This window comes from Aurantiacibacter atlanticus, assembly GCF_001077815.2.
Classification (GTDB): Bacteria; Pseudomonadota; Alphaproteobacteria; order Sphingomonadales; family Sphingomonadaceae; genus Alteraurantiacibacter; species Alteraurantiacibacter atlanticus.
Map to the genome: position 1 here is coordinate 1,885,883 of NZ_CP011310.1, position 15,054 is coordinate 1,900,936.

Below are 15,054 nucleotides of genomic sequence, written 5' to 3' on the forward strand. Positions count from 1 at the left end.
ATTCAAGTGCGGTAGTCCGCATTGATGTCGATATAGCCATGAGTGAGATCGCAGGTCCACACTGTGGCGCGCCCGTCGCCAATGCCGAGATCGACCGAAATATCAATCTCGTCCCCCTGCAAATGCTGAGCCACGGGGGTTTCGTCATAATCGGCAACGGGCAAGCCATTGCGCGCCGCGCATGTGCCGCCAAAGCCAATGGACAGGGTGTCACGGTCAGCCGGCTCGCCTGCCTTGCCCACTGCCATGACAACACGGCCCCAATTGGCATCCGCCCCAGCAATCGCGGTCTTGACCAGTGGAGAATTGGCGACTGCAAGTCCCACACGGCGGGCGCTTTCATCGCTTTTTGCGCCGGTAACGCTCACCGTGATGAACTTGGTCGCACCTTCGCCATCGCGCACCACCAGATGGGCGAGCTGGCGGCACACATCCTCCAGCGCCGCCATGAAGGCATCTGCGCCCGCATCCTCGAAAGAGGAGAGAATGGCATTGTCTGCCTTGCCGGTTGCAAAGCCCAGAACCGTGTCGCTGGTGGAGGTATCGCTATCCACCGTAATGCAGCTGTAGGTCCGTTCGTTAGCGGCAGAGAGGCATTGCTGGAAGAATTGCGGCTCCACCGCTGCATCGGTGAAGATATAGCCCAGCATGGTCGCCATATCGGGCGCGATCATCCCGCTGCCCTTGATAATGCCATTCAGGACGACGCGCGTGTCACCAATCATGGCAGAGGCCGTGGCCCCCTTGGCAAAAGTGTCGGTCGTGCCGATCGCGTGGGTGGCCTCTTCCCAGCTGCAAGGAGTTGCTTCCAGCACTGCTGCAACGCCATGTTGCGCCTTGTCCTTTGGCAGAGGCACGCCGATCACGCCGGTGGAGGACACCAGCACGTCTGACGGTGCGCAATCGAGGTGATGCGCCACTTGCGCCATGATCTGTTCCACCGCCTCGCGCCCGCGATATCCTGTAAAAGCGTTGGAATTGCCTGCATTGACAATAAGTGCGCGTGCCTGACCCAGCTTCACCTGCTCACGCCCCATTTCCACTTCGGTGGAACAACAGACATTCCGGGTGAAGACGCCGGCAAGCGCCGTTCCTTCTGCCAATTCCGCATAGGTAAGGTCGGCGCGGTCCCAGTCCTTGTAATCTGCGCGCGCCACGCGCAGCGTCACGCCATCGACAGGCGGCATATCGGGAAAGGGCAGGGCGAGGGGAGAGCGAGCAAGATCCATGACCGGTGCCATAAGCGCCAAGTCAACGCAGGACAATGTGGGCAATTCCTAGTCGCATCATCAGCCGGTCATAGACTTTACACCAATCATCGCTATTTGAGGCCCACGATGCTTCGCCAGTTACTCACCCTGCTTGCCGTTATTTCAGGCTTCACGCTCGCGGCAGAACCTGTGTCGGCTGCCGATGCACGGGTGGTGAGCATTGCAGCGGCGCACCAGGCCGATTGCGCTATTGTCGCAGCCGCGCCAGTCCAGCAGGTGCGCGATGCGCGTTCCAGCGATGCTCCGCTTGCTGCACCGCGTGCGCTTCCGCCAGCATTCGCACTAGCCCCCAGCGTTCGCATCAAGGTTGATCGCACGCGCGAATAGCGCGACTTTCACTCACATCGCCTGAACTTCCAAGGTTGCGCCACCATGCGCGGCCTGTTCCCATATTATCCGACAGGACCCGCCTCATGTGGCAAACAATCGCCAAATCGCTCTTCGGTTCGTCCAACGACCGTTACGTCAAGACGCTCGAAAAGACCGTTGCCCGTATCAATTCGCTGGAAGACCAGCTTGTTGACTTCTCCGATGACGAATTGCGCGCGCAGACCGCCAAATTCCGCATAAAGCTGGAGGAAGGCGCAACATTGGACGATATTCTGCCCGAAGCCTTCGCCACCGTGCGAGAGGCATCCAAGCGTGTGTTGGGCATGCGGCATTTCGATGTGCAGATGGTTGGCGGGATCGTGCTCCACCGCGGCGAAATCGCTGAAATGAAGACGGGTGAAGGCAAGACGTTGGTGGCAACGCTGGCCACCTATCTCAATGCGATCGAAGGCAAGGGCGTTCACGTAGTGACGGTGAATGATTATCTCGCCCGCCGCGATGCGGAATGGATGGGCCGCCTGCACGGTTTTCTCGGTCTGAATGTGGGTGTGATTGTGCCCAACATGCCCGAGGCTGCCCGCCGTGATGCTTATGCCGCCGACATAACCTACGGCACCAATAATGAATTCGGCTTTGATTACCTGCGCGACAATATGAAGCAGGAGCGGGGCCAGATGGTGCACCGCCCGTTCAATTTCGCGATCGTCGATGAAGTCGATTCCATCCTGATTGACGAGGCGCGTACCCCGCTGATTATTTCCGGCCCGACAGAAGATAAGTCGGATCTTTATGTCGCGCTTGATGCTGTCATCAAGGAGCTGGAAGAGGAATATTACGAGAAGGACGAAAAGAGCCGTAACGTCCAGCTGACCGAGGATGGCGTTGAGGAAATCGAGAAACGTCTGATCGCCGCTGGCCTGCTTGAAACAGACAATCTCTACGATATCGAAAACACTCAGGTCGTCCATCACATGGATCAGGCTCTGCGCGCTGTCGTGATGTTCAAGAAGGACACAGATTACATCGTCAAGGATGACAAGGTCGTCATCATTGATGAATTTACCGGCCGCATGATGGATGGACGCCGCTGGTCCAACGGCCTGCATCAGGCCGTGGAAGCCAAGGAAGGCGTCAAGATCGAACCTGAGAACCAGACGATGGCCTCGATCACGTTCCAGAACTATTTCCGCATGTATCCCAAGCTTTCGGGCATGACCGGCACTGCCGCTACCGAAGCGGCAGAATTCTGGGATATCTACAAGCTCAACGTCGTCGAAATCCCTACCAATGTGGAGATCCAGCGCGTTGACGAAGAAGACGAATTCTACAAGAACACGCTCGATAAATTCGCCGCCATTGCCAAGGCAATCAAGGAAAAGAACGAGATCGGCCAGCCAGTTCTTGTGGGCACAGTTTCAATCGAGAAATCGGAACTTCTCAGCGATTTCCTCGATAAGGAAGGCGTCAAACATGCCGTCCTGAATGCGCGCATGCACGAAAAGGAAGCGCATATCGTGGCGCAGGCGGGCCGGATCGGCGCGGTGACAATTGCCACGAACATGGCCGGTCGCGGCACCGATATTCAGCTCGGCGGTAATATCGATTTCCGTACGGAAGACGAGCTTGGCGATATGGAAGTCGGCCCGGAAAAGGATGCTGCCATCGCCCGTATTGAGAAGGAAATCGAAGCGGAAAAGCAGCGCGTTCTGGAAGCGGGCGGTCTGTTCGTTCTGGGTACAGAGCGTCATGAAAGCCGCCGCATCGATAACCAGTTGCGCGGTCGTTCCGGTCGCCAGGGCGACCCGGGCCTTTCACGCTTCTATCTGTGCCTTGAAGATGATTTACTGCGTATCTTCGGGCCGGACACATTGTTCGCCAAGATGATGAATTCCAACTTGGAAGATGGCGAGGCAATCGGCTCCAAGTGGCTGTCAAAAGCCATTGAAACTGCACAGAAAAAGGTCGAAGCGCGCAATTACGAAATGCGCAAGCAGGTCGTCCAGTATGATGACGTGATGAATGACCAGCGCAAGGTCATCTACGAACAACGCGCCGAAATCATGGATGCAGAGCGTGTCGATGATGTGGTGGAAGATATGCGCCGCGATGCGATCAACGCCATGGTCACCGCTGCGTGCCCGCCCGGCTCCTATCCAGAACAATGGGACAAGGCTGGCCTCAAGGAGAAGATCGACGAAGTTCTCGGCCTAGATGTGCCGCTCGATGATTGGATCGAGGAAGACCATGTCGAACCCGAATTGATCGAGGAACGACTGCTAGGTCTTTCCGAACAAAAGCTGTCAGGCAAGATCGTCGATATTCCGGAAGATAGTTGGCGCCGTGTTGAAAAGAGCATCCTGCTCGAACGGCTTGATCATCACTGGAAGGAACACCTCGCCACGCTGGACGCATTGCGCCAGGTCGTTTTCCTGCGCGCCTATGCGCAAAAGCAACCGATCAATGAATATAAGCAGGAGGCATTCGGCCTGTTTGAAATTATGCTGGATACCCTGCGCGAGGACGTGACCAAGGTGCTGCTGACGGCCGAGTTCCGTCCCTCTGCGCCGCCGCCGCCAGTTGAATTGCCCGATCTGCCCGAATTTTTGACCGGACATATCGATCCGTTCACAGGTGAGGACAATTCTGCAGATGGTGACGGCTCCGCCAAGATGGCCCCGCTATTCGGCACGCTGAGCAGCTCTCCCGTGGCCTCCACCGGTTCAGGCGGAGCGCAAACAGCCGATCCCTATGCAAATATGGATGTAAGCCGCAACGCGCCATGTCCTTGCGGTTCGGGCAGCAAATACAAGCATTGTCACGGGGCTGCTATCTGATTCTCGATCCGAGCGCCAAGACGGGCGCTCGGGCCCAGGCCTTGATGAAGACCCCGCTGAATGGGTGAATTGCAAGATAACGCTCCAAGATAACGCTCAGCGTCAGCAAGGCCCAATGGCCGCCCGCAGCGGGGCAGCCTGCCTGCCCGCTTAGCAAGGATCGCGCACCCGCATGGGTGGGCGAAAAGCAAATTATCTCGAAAAGTGGCTCCCCGAGTTGGATTCGAACCAACGACCAAGTGATTAACAGTCACCTACTCTACCGCTGAGCTATCGGGGAGCAGCCCGTCAGGCAGGTGAGCGCCTATATGGGTGGGCACCGGGTTTGACAAGCCCCGATTGCGGCAATCCACATCAAGTCAGGAATTGCTCTGCCACAATGCGTTCGTCCAGCGCATGGCCAGGATCGAACAGCAGGGTCATTTCCTTGTCTCTGGCGATTTCCACATGCACCTCTGCCACGTCGCGCACTTCCTTTTGATCAGCGACCACGGCGACAGGGCGCTTGGTCGGTTCATGCACGCGGAAAGTGACGCGGCTGCTGTCCGGCAGGACCGCGCCGGGCCAGCGACGCGGGCGAAAGGGGCTGATCGGGGTGAGAGCAAGCATGCGCGAATCAAGTGGCAGGATCGGGCCATTGGCGGAAAGGTTATAGGCGGTGGAGCCGACGGGCGTTGACAATAGAACGCCATCTCCCGCCAGCTGCGATATGCGCACGCGTCCATTCACCGATATCTCTATCTTGGCGGTCTGCCGGGTTTCGCGCAGCAGACTGACTTCATTAATGGCGCAGGATCTCTCGCGTTCTCCTGACTGGGTGATCGCTTCCATGCGCAGCGGCGAGACGGTGAATCGCCGCGCCTTCGCGACGCGCTCAACCAGATCGCATGACTGGATATGACGGTTCATCAGGAAGCCCACTGTCCCCAGGTTGAGCCCGAACACAGGCTTCACCGTCTCTAAATCGAGCATGGAATGGAGCGTGTCGAGCATGAAACCGTCTCCGCCCAGTGCGATGACGGCCTCTGCATCCTCCAAAGAGACGAAATCATTGCAATCCGCCAGTCTGAACGCGGCTTCGGCGGCCTTTTCGTTCTGCGAATGCAGCAGTGCCAGCCTTTTCGGGGCCGAGTGGCTGCTTCCTGTGCTGTCGGCCTCTTCCATGACGCAGACACTATGGAGCGTCGTCCCGATTTGCAACGCGCCATTCGCCGGACCTGTCTTTGTTACAAGAGCCGTGCGAGACAACAGGCCATGACGATTCCTACACAATCCATCGATCGCCGAGCCCGGCAGGATCGCCGCAATCTGGAACCCCATCCGATTACAGAAGATCTCGCCGACGCGCTAATCGCGAACGAGATTGAATTGTTATTCCAGCCACAATGGCGCGCGGACGGCTCGCTGAGCGGGGCTGAGGTGTTGGTGCGCTGGGAGCATCCCGATGACGGATCGTTGGCGGGCGATGCACTTGTGGCAATTGCGCAAAGCGGCGGGATCGCGCGGCGCCTGTCCCGCCATATTGCGCGCGGCGCGTTCAAGGCGGCGCTGGATTGGCCGGAAGACCTTCATCTTTCGCTCAATGTTACAGCGATGGACCTGCTCGACCGGACCTTTGCCGAAGGTCTGACTGAGATGATCGCGGATTACGATTTTCCGCCCGAACGGCTGACGCTGGAAATTACCGAGCAGGCGCTGGTGGCGGATCTCGATCGTTCCGCTGCCCGGCTCGATACGCTGGCGCAGCTAGGTATCCGCATTGCGCTGGATGATTTTGGCGCGGGGTTCTGCAACTTCCGCTATCTCAAGGTTTTGCCGCTCCACGCGCTCAAGCTGGATCGCGCAATGATAGAAGGCATTGCTGGCGACAGCCGCGATCTTGCCGTGCTGCGCGGTATTATCGCCATGGCCCGGGCGTTGGAAATCGATGTGCTTGCAGAAGGCGTCGAAACAGAGGCGCAGCGCGACGTCGTGATCGACGAAGGCTGCGCTTATTGGCAGGGCTATCTCGGCGGGAAACCCGTCAACGCAGAGGTGTTTGCCGCGCTGATATCGCAGCAGGACTGATATAACGCCTCAGATCTGCCGCTACGCCGCTTTCTTTGCAGCGCGTTTTACCACGTTGCTCAGGCCCTTGGTCAATTGGAACAGGCCATTCAGGCGGCCTTGCGGATCGCCCCATGCGCGGTTGATTACCAGCTTCATGTCCGGGCGCAGCTTGGCCGTCCCTTCCAGCCTTTCGACATAGGCAATCAGGCCTGCGGGATCGGGGAAGCTGTCTTGATGGAATGTGACCAGCGTGCCGCGCGCGCCCACATCTATCTTGGCAATGCCTGCGGTGATGGCCTGATGCTTGATTTCGATCAGGCGGATGAGGTTCTTGGTGGCCTGCGGCAATTCACCGAAACGGTCGATCATTTCTGCTGCCATGCTTTCGATCTCGGATTGCCCGTCGGCCTGATTGAGACGGCGATAAAGCGCCATGCGCACGGCAAGATCGGGGACATAGCTTTCGGGGATCATGATCGGCGCATCGACGGTGATCTGCGGGGAAAGATGGCTGCGATCCGCTTCCAGCCCGGCATCGCCAGCCTTGGCTGCCATAATCGCATCTTCCAGCATGGACTGGTAAAGTTCGAACCCGACTTCGCGAATATGGCCCGATTGTTCATCACCCAGCAGATTGCCCGCGCCGCGAATGTCGAGATCGTGGCTGGCAAGCTGGAAACCCGCCCCCAGCGAATCAAGATCGCCCAGCACCTTGAGGCGCTTTTCCGCCACTTCGCTCAACTGCATGTCGGCAGGCGTGGTCAGATAGGCATAAGCGCGGATTTTGGCGCGGCCGACGCGTCCGCGCAGCTGGTAGAGCTGGGCAAGACCGAACCGGTCGGCGCGATGGATGATCATGGTATTGGCAGAAGGCAGATCGAGCCCGCTTTCGATGATGGTGGTGGAAAGCAGCACTTCGTATTTGCCTTCGTAAAAGGCGCTCATGCGTTCTTCGATATCGCCCGCACCCATCTGTCCGTGGGCGGCCACGAATTTCACTTCGGGCACCGTATCGCGCATCCATTGTTCAAGCGGCTCCATGTCCGAAATGCGCGGCACAACGATAAAGCTTTGTCCGCCGCGATGATGTTCGCGCAGTAATGCCTCGCGCACCACCATATCGTCCCATTCCATCACATAGGTCCGCACCGCCAGCCTATCGACGGGCGGGGTCTTGATGGTTGAAAGCTCGCGCAGTCCCGTCATCGCCATTTGCAAGGTGCGCGGAATGGGCGTGGCGGTGAGGGTGAGGACATGCACGTCGGCGCGAAGCTGCTTCAGCTTTTCCTTGTGCGTGACGCCAAAGCGCTGTTCTTCATCCACGATCACGAGGCCAAGATCCTTGAACTGCGTGTTCTTGGACAAGATCGCGTGGGTGCCGATCACGATATCCACCGTGCCATCGGTCAGCCCTTCGCGGGTGGACTTCATCTCGGCTGCGGGAACAAGCCGGCTGAGCCGACCGATCTTGAGCGGGAAGCCGTCGAACCTCTGGCGAAAGTTTTCAAAATGCTGACGCGCCAGCAGGGTAGTGGGGGCCACCATCGCAACCTGTTGCCCGTTCATCGCCGCGACGAAAGCTGCGCGCAAGGCGACTTCGGTTTTGCCAAATCCGACATCGCCGCACACCAACCTGTCCATCGGGCGGCCACTTTCCAGATCGCGCAGGACATCGGCGATGGCCTGTTCCTGATCTTCCGTTTCCTCATACTGGAAACGGTCAAGAAACTGGTTGTAGCTGGCTTCGTCCACGGCAAGGGCGGGGGCCTTGCGCAGGGCGCGCGCGGCGGCGACCTTCATCAATTCGCCTGCAATTGCCTGAATACGTTCCTTCAGGCGCGAACGGCGTTTCTGCCACGCTTCGCCGCCCAGCCTGTCCAGCGGAACGCTTTCTTCCGAAGACCCATAACGGCTGAGCACGTCGATATTCTCGACCGGAATATACAGCTTGTCGCCGCCCGCATATTCCAGCCGCACGCAATCATGCTGGCTTTTGCCGACCGAGATAGGCTCCAGCCCGATGTATTTGCCGATGCCGTGATCGACATGAACCACCAGATCGCCGCGCGCCAGCGCCTGCAATTCGGCGAGGAAAGCGTCGGCATCTTTCTTGCGTTTCTTGCGGCGAACAAGCCTGTCACCCAGCAGATCCTGCTCTGTGACGAGTTCCAGTTCGTCATTGGCAAAGCCTGTGTCGAGCGGCAGCACCATTGCGGCAGGTTTCGTCTTCCCGCCCTTTGGCGCAGAGGCACCCAAGGCTTCCTGCCAGCTTTCCACCTGCTGCATCGGCGTTCCCGCTTCCTCCAGTATGGAGGTGATGCGGCTGAGAGAGCCTTGCGTGTAGGCAGCGAGCAGCGGGCGTTTTCCCGCCTTGGCCAAAGTGGCAAAGTGTTTCGCTGCCGCTTCATAGACATTGCTGCCTTGCGTGCGTTCGGGCGTGAAATCGCGTGCCGATCTGAAGCCGAAATCGACGATCTTGCCAGCCTCCGGCTCTGCGAAGATCGAGGTCTTGTGGATCGGCCAGCCAGCCATCGCAGAAGCGTATTCTTCTTGCGTCAGATAAAGCTGGGCAGGGTCGATCGGGCGGTAGCTACCCTTGGCCTGTCCGGCGATTTCGCTGCGCTGGCGGTGGTAATCCGTAATGTCGGTCAGCCGTTCTTCAGCTGCCGCGATCGCGCCTGAATCAATGACGATCGTATCCTTGGCGTCGAGGTGATCGAACAAGGTTGCCAGCTTGTCCTCGAACATGGGAAGCCAGTGCTCCATCCCCGCCAGCCGCCGCCCGTCGCTTATCGCTTCATACAAGGGGTCCTGCGTCGCGCCTGCGCCAAACGCCTCGCGATAGCGGGTGCGGAAGCGTTTGATCGTGTCATCATCCAGCAATGCTTCGCTCGCGGGCAGGAGCAGGTGGTCCTTGATCGTGGCGGTGGTGCGCTGGGTGCCCGGATCGAACAGGCGCAGGCTTTCCAGTTCGTCCCCGAAGAAATCGAGCCGCAGTCCAGCCTCAAGCCCGCTGGGGTAAATGTCCACGATGGAACCGCGCATGGCAAATTCGCCCGTATCCACCACGGTATCGACGCGGGAATAGCCCTGCCGCCGCAGCAGATGGGCAAGGCTTTCGTGGCCGATCTGGCTTCCCACCTTGAATTCGCGCACCGCCTCGCGAATGCGGAACGGGGTGAGCACACGCTGGAGCAAGGCGTTGACCGTGGTGACGACTAGTTGATGCGCCGCCTTGCCACTTTGCAACCGGTGCAGCGCAGCCAGCCTTTGCGCGCTGACCGACATCGCCGGACTGGCGCGGTCATAGGGGAGACAATCCCACGCGGGAAATTCCACCACCTGCAATTCGGGCGCGAAGAAATGCACCGTATCCACCATCGCGCGCATCGCTGCATCATCGGCGGCGATAAAGACGGCGCGGCCCGATCCGGCGCGGGCAAGGTCGGCCATGACCAGCGGCTGCGCCCCGCGCGCAACAGAGGCGAGGGTGAGCTGTTGGTCAGCTTTCAGGAAACGGGAAAGATCGGGCATCGGGCAAGGCATCCGGGCAAACAGAACAGCCCCCTGCTCGGCCGAGGAGGGGGTCAGGCCGCCTAGATGCTCACATAGTCAAACTTGCGCAAGGCATCCATTTGGCCACCCTGCAAACGCACGGGCGGCTCCGCGGTGCCCAGCGCCCATGCCAGCACATCGACATCTTCTTCTTCAAGCAATGCCTCGAACCAGGCGAGGGCTGCTTCATCCCAGGCCGTGTGAAACGTGTCGAAATAGCAGCCGAACATGTAATCCGCCTCCCGCGTGCCGCGATGCCAGGCGCGAAACTTGGCGCGGGCGAGCCGGGGAGAAAGATGTGCTGGTTCAGCCATGAAAAGGGGCGCCTCGTTTACCGAAGCGCCCCCTGTGAAGCCTCAACCGTCCCTGATCAAGGGTGCGTATGGGTGTAGAAGGTGACTTCATCCTTCGTCAGCGCATTCCATTCCGTCGTCAGGGATTCCAACGCCGCTTCACCGCCGACATTGGCGGTAAGTGCCGTCATAAAGGCAGCGCGAGACGGGCTGGCGTGCGAATCGAAATTGGCCATTCCGCCTTCCATTTCGGAAACGAGGATGATGTCATAGTCAGGGTTGGTCATGACCCAGTGGATGACATCGGGCGTCTGCCCGGCAGCCTGTTGCGCAGGAACAATGTGGTTGGTCATGATCTCCATCCAGCGATCATCCGCCCCGTCGGCAAAATTGAACATGGTGACTTGATATGTGGTCCGCGCTTCTTCGGGTTCATCCTGCGCCATTGCAGGTGTCGCAAGCAGCGCCAGCGCCGCGCTGGCAGCCAAAGTCTTCGTAAATCTGAACATAGAAAGTCCCCTCAAAAGTTGCACTTTGCGACCCTTGTTAGCGGCCCTGACATCGCTGTTAGCAGCAAAAGTTCCAAAACGGGAATCGCAATTGCACAGGCTTGCCGCGCAGGCACCTTCGCAATCTTCGAAGCATTGGCTAAGGCGGGCCTGTCATGCGTCCCGATTGCCTCAATCCCCTGTTCGCCGAAATCGAGAGCCTCGACGGCGTCGGCCCCAAGCTGAAAAAACCGCTGGAAAGGCTTGGCCTCTCGCGCGTGCGCGATGTGCTGTATCACCTGCCCGAACGCTTCGTGACCCGCCGCGTGGTGGCTGATCTTGATGACGGGCAGGTGGGCGAGAACGTGGTTGTCGCGCTGACGGTGGTGGAACACCGCGCGCCGTTTAATCCCGGACGCGGGCCGTATCGGGTGATGGCGCAGGATGCGAAAGGCAATATCTGCGCGCTGACCTATTTTGGCCGCGCCAGCTACACCGCCAAAAAACAGCTTCCCGTGGGCGAAACGCGATGGGTGGCGGGGCGGCTCGACCAGTACGACCAGACCTTGCAGATCGTCCATCCCGATCACGTCGCGGAAAAGAGCGATGAAGCGATGGGCAAGATGGTGGAGCCGATTTACCGCCTTGCAGAAGGGTTGACCCAGCCGCGCATCGCCAGCTTCGTTGAACAATCGCTCGCCCGCATTCCCGATCTGCCCGAATGGATCGACGCCGGAACATTGTCGAGGGAAAATTGGCCGGCATGGGGCAGCGCGCTGGCGTCTGCCCATGCGGGCGATGATGCCAAGGCGAAGGACCGGCTCGCCTATGACGAATTATTTGCCAACGCGCTTGCACTGATGCTGGTCCGACAGAGCAACAAGGCACGCAAGGGCCAGTCCCTGCAGGGCGACGGCAGCCTGCGCGACAAACTGCAACTCCCGTTCCCGCTGACCGGCGCGCAGACCCGGTCCATCGCAGAGATCACGGGCGACATGGCTCAGGCCAGCCCGATGCTGCGCCTGCTGCAAGGCGATGTCGGCGCGGGCAAGACCGTGGTGGCGCTGGAGGCGATGCTGGCAGCGGTGGAGGCGGGCGCGCAGGCTGCGATGCTCGCCCCGACTGAACTCCTCGCCCGCCAGCACTTTGAAACCTTGCGAGCAATGGCCAAGCCGACGGGTGTCGAAATCGCCCTGCTGACAGGGCGCGACAAGGGCAGGGCGCGCGAAAGCATCCTGATGGGGCTGATCGACGGCAGCATCGACATGGTGATCGGCACCCATGCCATTTTTCAGGACACCGTTTCTTACAAGAACCTTGGCCTCGTGGTGATTGATGAACAGCACCGCTTTGGCGTCTCTCAACGCCTGTTACTGACGCAAAAGGGCAAGGTTACACCGCACACGCTGGCGATGACGGCCACCCCGATCCCCCGCACACTGACACTCGCCCAATATGGCGAGATGGAAGTCAGCCGTCTCGATGAAATGCCGCCCGGAAGGCAGGCAATCGACACGCGTGTATTGCCGCTTGGCCGGTTGGACGAGATTGCAGAGGCGGTGGGCCGACACGTATCGGGCGGGCAACAGGCCTATTGGGTCTGTCCGATGGTGCGCGGCACCGAAAGCGAAACCGAAGATCTGGCCGCTGCCGAAGCGCGCTATGCCAGTTTGAAGAACCGGTTTGGCGATGATGTGGTGCTCGTCCACGGCCAGCTTGCACCGGAAATGAAAGATGCCGCCATGGCGCGTTTTGCCAGCGGCGATGCAAGGGTGTTGGTGGCCACTACGGTGATCGAAGTCGGCGTCGATGTGCCCAATGCAACGCTGATGGTGATCGAACAGGCTGAACGTTTCGGCCTAGCCCAGCTGCACCAATTGCGTGGCCGCGTGGGCCGGGGCAGCGAGAAATCGACCTGCCTGCTTTTGCGCGGCAATGAATTGTCCGAAACGGGCAAGCGGCGGCTTGAACTGATGAAGAATTCGCAGGACGGGTTTGAACTGGCCGAGGAAGACCTGGCCTTGCGCGGCGGCGGCGAATTGCTCGGCACTCGGCAAAGCGGGGAAGAAGGCTTTTCCATCGCCAGCCTCGAACAGGTCACGCGGCTGCTTCCCGTGGCCCATGATGATGCCAAGCTACTGGTGGAAAGCCAGAGCGGGCTGGATAATGCGACGCGCGGCGAGGCAGCGCGCATGGTGCTTTACCTGCTTGAGCGCGATTGGGGCGTGCAGACCCTGCGCGGTGGCTAAACGGCGCACTGGCCTGTATTGTCGATTGCACGCCCCATGTATCGCACCGCGGCAATGCGAGGGATAGAACTAGCGATTTCTGCCTGATGGCTTGCGATCAGACGCCAACCTTCTAGTCTCCCGCGTAATCAATTTCTCGGGAGACACTCCATCATGATCCGCACCCTGTTGGCCGCTTCGGCTCTTTCGCTTGCTGTTGCGATGCCAGTTTTGGCTTCGGCGCAGGATGCCCAGGAAGATTTTACCGAGCTGCGTGAAGAGGTGTGGGAATGGACGCTGGACAACCAGCCCTATCTAGCGACCAGTATCGGGGATCGGCGCGGTGACGGGTCACTGGGGGACAATTCGCTTGCAGCCTATGAACAGAACATCGTTGATACCCGCGCATATCTGGCACGGCTGAACGCCATCGCCGTTGCTGAATTGCCCGAAGATTTGCAAATCGACTATGCGCTGATGCTTCGCGATTTCAACGATACGCTGGAAGCCGCTACTTTCGATCACAGCCGCTACATTGTCTTCACTAATCGCGGTGGTCCGCAAAGTGCCATCGCCGCCCTGCCGTATAGCTCGCCCTTGTTCACCGCGCAGGATTATGAAAGCTATATCGGGCGGCTCGAAACCTTCCCAACCTATGTCAGTAATATCATCAGCCGCAGCGAAACTGCCATCGAATTGGGCCTGACCCAGCCGTGCGAGCCTATGCTGGGCTTCGAAAATACAATTACAGGCCTGATCGCTGAAACGCCTGAGGAATCGGTCTGGTGGAGCGCGTTTGAACAGCGCCCCGCGACCATTACCGAAAGTGAATGGGCTATCTTGGAGGCGCGTGGACGCGGCGCAATTACCGGTGGCGCCTTTGCGGGTCTTCGCAGCTTTGCCGATTTCTACACGCAGGAATATGCGCCAGAATGCCGTACGGATGCAGCCGTGGGCATCGGCAATACCGAAGACGGACAGGATTATTACGCCTGGCGCGTACGCAGCTTCACGACAACCGAGATGACCCCGCAGGAGGTGCATGATCTTGGCCAGTCGGAAGTGGCGCGGATCAGGGCGGAGATGGAAACCGTGGCAGCCCAAGCCGGGTTCGACAGCCGCGAAGCATTTATCGAACATTTGCGCACCGACCCGCAATATTATTCCGAGGACGAGGAAAGCTATCTGCAACATACGCAGGCCTTGGCGAAAGAGATCGACGGCTGGATGCCGCGCCTTTTCGGCCGTTTACCGCGCTTGCCATATACTGTGGAGCCGATCCCTGCCGCCAGTGCCCCGGGCAATACGACGGCCTATTACGAACCAGGATCGCTAACCACGGGTCAGGCGGGTATTTACCGCATCAATCTGACCGAGCTGGATCAGCGCCCCTTGTGGGAATTACCCGCACTGGGCGTGCATGAGGCCGTGCCCGGCCATCATCAGCAGATTTCGCTGCAGCAGGAGCTCGACATTCATCCGCTGCGCCAGAATGGCACTTTCTTCACCGTCTTCGTTGAAGGCTGGGGGCTCTATTCCGAAAGGCTCGGCATAGAGATGGGGCTATATGATACGCCAGCTAAGCAGATGGGCAGGCTGTCCTATGAAATGTGGCGTGCCAGCCGCCTTGTTGTGGACACGGGCATGCATGCTCTGGGCTGGACACGGCAGGAAGCGGTCGATTTCATGATGGCCAATACCGCGCTGTCGGAAGGCAATATCAATGCAGAGGTCAATCGCTATATCACCTGGCCGGGGCAGGCACTCGCCTACAAGCTGGGCGAGCTGAAGATACGCGAATTGCGCGCCCGGGCTGAAGAGGAGCTGGGCGCGGATTTCGATCTGCGCGCTTTCCACGATACGGTTCTGGAAAACGGTTCCATCCCGCTCGACGTGCTTGAGGCGCATGTCGACGGATGGATTGCGGAGCAACTGGCCGGCTAGAATCTCCTACAGCGAGCGCACTGTGCTTCGCCTATATTTATGTTTGGCGAATTGGGGCGGGA

10 protein-coding genes and 1 tRNA gene are annotated in these 15,054 nt (G+C 59.2%); 5 read left to right on the top strand and 6 right to left on the bottom strand.

Translation table 11 applies throughout. From position 1 onward, the window contains the following. Positions 1-2 precede the first annotated feature (2 nt). Positions 3-1,229 carry a bifunctional glutamate N-acetyltransferase/amino-acid acetyltransferase ArgJ gene (gene argJ / locus CP97_RS09145; RefSeq protein WP_048886890.1) on the bottom strand — a complete coding sequence of 409 codons (1,227 nt, stop codon included), beginning with the start codon at positions 1,227-1,229 and terminating at the stop codon, positions 3-5. Between the two features lie 108 nt (positions 1,230-1,337). On the opposite strand from argJ, the gene CP97_RS09150 reads away from it, so the two are divergent. Both CP97_RS09150 and secA read left to right on the top strand, forming a co-directional pair. Further along, positions 1,338-1,598, top strand: a complete 261-nt coding sequence (locus CP97_RS09150; protein ID WP_048885678.1) for a hypothetical protein — start codon at positions 1,338-1,340, stop codon at positions 1,596-1,598. Positions 1,599-1,684: 86 nt separating this feature from the next. After that, entirely contained in the window at positions 1,685-4,435 is a 2,751-nt protein-coding gene (gene secA, locus CP97_RS09155; protein WP_048885679.1) for a preprotein translocase subunit SecA, read from the top strand. Between the two features lie 205 nt (positions 4,436-4,640). Here the strand turns inward: secA and CP97_RS09160 are convergent. Further along, positions 4,641-4,715 (bottom strand) — tRNA-Asn (locus tag CP97_RS09160). Positions 4,716-4,789: 74 nt separating this feature from the next. Next, positions 4,790-5,599 (bottom strand): NAD kinase, encoded by an 810-nt coding sequence (locus CP97_RS09165; RefSeq protein ID WP_048885680.1) that lies wholly within the window; start codon positions 5,597-5,599, stop codon positions 4,790-4,792. A gap of 90 nt (positions 5,600-5,689) precedes the next feature. Here CP97_RS09165 and CP97_RS09170 point away from each other — a divergent pair, with 90 nt between their 5' ends. Then, the gene (locus CP97_RS09170; protein WP_053106610.1) at positions 5,690-6,502 is read left to right on the top strand and encodes an EAL domain-containing protein; all 813 of its coding nucleotides are present in this window, start codon (positions 5,690-5,692) and stop codon (positions 6,500-6,502) included. A 21-nt stretch (positions 6,503-6,523) separates the two neighbouring features. On the opposite strand, the gene mfd is transcribed toward CP97_RS09170, so the two are convergent. The 3 genes from mfd to CP97_RS09185 all read right to left on the bottom strand — a co-directional run bounded on the left by mfd (position 6,524) and on the right by CP97_RS09185 (position 10,841). Further along, a complete protein-coding gene (gene mfd, locus CP97_RS09175; protein WP_048885681.1) occupies positions 6,524-10,018 on the bottom strand; it encodes a transcription-repair coupling factor in 3,495 nt (1,164 codons plus the stop codon). A 62-nt stretch (positions 10,019-10,080) separates the two neighbouring features. Beyond that, positions 10,081-10,353 carry an FAD assembly factor SdhE gene (locus CP97_RS09180; RefSeq protein ID WP_048885682.1) on the bottom strand — a complete coding sequence of 91 codons (273 nt, stop codon included), beginning with the start codon at positions 10,351-10,353 and terminating at the stop codon, positions 10,081-10,083. Between the two features lie 56 nt (positions 10,354-10,409). Further along, positions 10,410-10,841 carry a hypothetical protein gene (locus CP97_RS09185; RefSeq protein WP_048885683.1) on the bottom strand — a complete coding sequence of 144 codons (432 nt, stop codon included), beginning with the start codon at positions 10,839-10,841 and terminating at the stop codon, positions 10,410-10,412. A 155-nt stretch (positions 10,842-10,996) separates the two neighbouring features. Between CP97_RS09185 and recG the strand changes: the two genes are divergently transcribed. Both recG and CP97_RS09195 read left to right on the top strand, forming a co-directional pair. Continuing rightward, on the top strand, positions 10,997-13,069 hold the full coding sequence (gene recG / locus CP97_RS09190) for an ATP-dependent DNA helicase RecG (protein WP_048885684.1): 2,073 nt from the start codon (positions 10,997-10,999) through the stop codon (positions 13,067-13,069). A 153-nt stretch (positions 13,070-13,222) separates the two neighbouring features. Further along, positions 13,223-14,992 carry a DUF885 domain-containing protein gene (locus CP97_RS09195; RefSeq protein WP_048885685.1) on the top strand — a complete coding sequence of 590 codons (1,770 nt, stop codon included), beginning with the start codon at positions 13,223-13,225 and terminating at the stop codon, positions 14,990-14,992. Positions 14,993-15,054 lie beyond the last annotated feature (62 nt).

Coding starts and splice junctions, on each gene's coding strand:
- CP97_RS09195 (WP_048885685.1), top strand. CDS start 13,223: ATGATCCGCACCCTGTTGGCCGCTTCGGCTCTTTCGCTTGCTGTTGCG.
- CP97_RS09165 (WP_048885680.1), bottom strand. CDS start 5,599: ATGGAAGAGGCCGACAGCACAGGAAGCAGCCACTCGGCCCCGAAAAGG.
- CP97_RS09185 (WP_048885683.1), bottom strand. CDS start 10,841: ATGTTCAGATTTACGAAGACTTTGGCTGCCAGCGCGGCGCTGGCGCTG.
- mfd (WP_048885681.1), bottom strand. CDS start 10,018: ATGCCCGATCTTTCCCGTTTCCTGAAAGCTGACCAACAGCTCACCCTC.
- secA (WP_048885679.1), top strand. CDS start 1,685: ATGTGGCAAACAATCGCCAAATCGCTCTTCGGTTCGTCCAACGACCGT.
- CP97_RS09180 (WP_048885682.1), bottom strand. CDS start 10,353: ATGGCTGAACCAGCACATCTTTCTCCCCGGCTCGCCCGCGCCAAGTTT.
- CP97_RS09170 (WP_053106610.1), top strand. CDS start 5,690: ATGACGATTCCTACACAATCCATCGATCGCCGAGCCCGGCAGGATCGC.
- argJ (WP_048886890.1), bottom strand. CDS start 1,229: ATGGATCTTGCTCGCTCTCCCCTCGCCCTGCCCTTTCCCGATATGCCG.
- CP97_RS09150 (WP_048885678.1), top strand. CDS start 1,338: ATGCTTCGCCAGTTACTCACCCTGCTTGCCGTTATTTCAGGCTTCACG.
- recG (WP_048885684.1), top strand. CDS start 10,997: ATGCGTCCCGATTGCCTCAATCCCCTGTTCGCCGAAATCGAGAGCCTC.